We start from the raw sequence: 232 nt of genomic DNA, 5'->3' as shown, positions 1-232 counted from the left end.
CTATCGCCTGGTCGATGAGGTGGTGTTCTGCTTCGACGGCGACAAGGCCGGTCGGCAGGCGGCGCGCCGCGCGCTGGAGACCGTGCTCGAGGTCATGATCGATGGCCGTCAGGCGCGCTTCCTGTTCCTGCCGGAAGGCGAGGACCCGGATTCCCTGGTGCGCAGTGAGGGCCAGGAGGCATTCGAGAAGCGTGTCACCTGCGCCTCCGGGCTCTCCGAGTTCCTGTTCGAG

Annotated in this window: 1 protein-coding gene; it reads left to right on the top strand. The window is 67.2% G+C overall.

Annotation, left to right across the window (positions count from 1 at the left end; translation table 11 throughout):
- The coding region (locus R0J88_RS23935) for a toprim domain-containing protein (protein WP_410901448.1) at positions 1–232 on the top strand (232 nt) is incomplete at both ends.

It is taken from the genome of Pseudoalteromonas sp. SIMBA_162 (assembly GCF_046535955.1).
Classification (GTDB): Bacteria; Pseudomonadota; Gammaproteobacteria; order Enterobacterales; family Alteromonadaceae; genus Pseudoalteromonas; species Pseudoalteromonas marina.
The sequence above is the reverse complement of the archived record's forward strand: the minus strand, read 5'-3'. Positions and strand labels throughout refer to the sequence as shown.